Annotated in this window: 1 protein-coding gene; it reads right to left on the reverse strand. The window is 64.8% G+C overall.

Annotated elements, in window-relative coordinates:
* Window positions 1-75: 75 nt before the first annotated feature.
* Window positions 76-1,473, reverse strand: coding sequence for an IS30 family transposase (locus tag IE157_RS12710; RefSeq protein WP_029603730.1), 1,398 nt, complete (start codon window positions 1,471-1,473; stop codon window positions 76-78).
* Window positions 1,474-1,588 lie beyond the last annotated feature (115 nt).

Here is a 1,588-nt window from a genome sequence, read left to right on the forward strand (position 1 = left end):
ACGGTCCCGATCGACGGCGTCGCGCCGATCTCCGCGAGGCGTTCGCCGTAGCGAATGGACGTGAATTGACCGGGTTCAACCGGTGGTTGCAACACCGGCTTGTTGGAGCAACAGTAGCTGCTCGTTGAAGGCTTCGGCAGGGGTTCTCCAGCCGAGGGTCTTGCGGGGCCTTGTGTTGAGTGCGTGAGCGACGGCTTCAATCTCCTCTGCCGTCCAGCTCGACAGGTCGGTGCCCTTGGGGAAGTACTGGCGCAGTAGTCCGTTGGTGTTCTCGTTCGTGCCGCGTTGCCAGGGGGACTGCGGATCGGCGAAGAACACCGGGATGCCCGTCTCGACCGTGAACTGTGCGTGAGCGGACATCTCCTTGCCGCGATCCCAGGTCAACGACCTCGCCAGTTGGGCGGGCAGCGTCGACATCGTGCTCGCCAGCGCGTTCTTCATCGTGATCGCGCCATAGCCGGCCAGCGCGGGGCCGTTCTTGGGTGTTTCCTTGTGTCGGTATCCCTTCTCACGGGGGAGGTGGACCAGCATCGTGAACCTGGTCGTGCGGTCGACGACGGTGCCAATCGCTGAGCGCTCGAGCCCAATCAGCAGGTCACCCTCCCAATGGCCGGGAACAGCTCGGTCTCCGGCTTCTGCGGGACGTTCGCTGATCAGCGTTCCAGGAGTGACGTGCGCCCAAGTCTTGCGGCGTGACCGTTCCCGCGGCGCGCGCAGCGCCCGGCCCGTGCGCAGACACCAGACAAGCTCGCGTTTGAGCGCGCCGCGGCCCTGAATGTAGAGGGATTGGTAGATCGCCTCGTGACTGATGCGCATGGACTCATCATCGGGGAAGTCGACCTTGAGCCGGTTGCTGATCTGCTCCGGACTCCACGCCGTGGACCACCCGCGGTGCTTACGGTGGGGCTTGTTGATCCCCGTGAACCGTGGGGGCTCGGGACCGATTATCACCTTGCCATCAGGCGTGGCGATCTGCCCCGATAATCGGTCCTGGACGTAGGTATGCAACCGCACGTTCGTGACCAGCTTCGCCGCCTTCGGGCGTTTCGCGGCCATGTCGGCCTTCCACTGCGCAACCGACGCTCGATACCCGCGACTTCCGTAGCGGACGGCCGCATTCCGCCGCAGCTCACGGGAGATCGTCCCCGGGTTACGGCCTAGAGTTCGAGCGATCTCGCGCACGCCGCGTCCCTGAGCACGCAGGAATGCGATCTCCTCACGCTCAGCGAACGACAGGTAGCGTCCGGTTGGCGTGAACTTCAGATCGAATGGAGGCATGCCGCCAGCGTGGCGGAACCATCGCTGACCGACAGCTTGCGCCACGCCGACCACGGCAGCAGCCTCGATGGGCAATAGCCCCTTGGCGATCTCCGCCCAGAACGCCGCCTCGACATGCCGTTGGAACTTCGGATGCCCAGGGGACCGAAGCTTCGGTCGCTCCGCCCGATCTGCTGCCTGCTGACGACGAACCATCTGACACCTCCCGATCGAGGTGTTGCGACGACCAGTTGAATCCGCCTTGAGACCCCGCGTCGCTGTGACACCGCAGGTCCGCGTGGCGGTGACCTCTGGACCAGCGGGCCATCTC

This window comes from Kocuria marina (assembly GCA_014652975.1).
Taxonomy (GTDB): domain Bacteria; phylum Actinomycetota; class Actinomycetes; order Actinomycetales; family Micrococcaceae; genus Kocuria; species Kocuria marina.

Bases quoted from the DNA above. Each gene is read 5' to 3' on its own strand.
- IE157_RS12710 (WP_029603730.1), bottom strand. From the start codon at position 1,473: ATGGTTCGTCGTCAGCAGGCAGCAGATCGGGCGGAGCGACCGAAGCTT.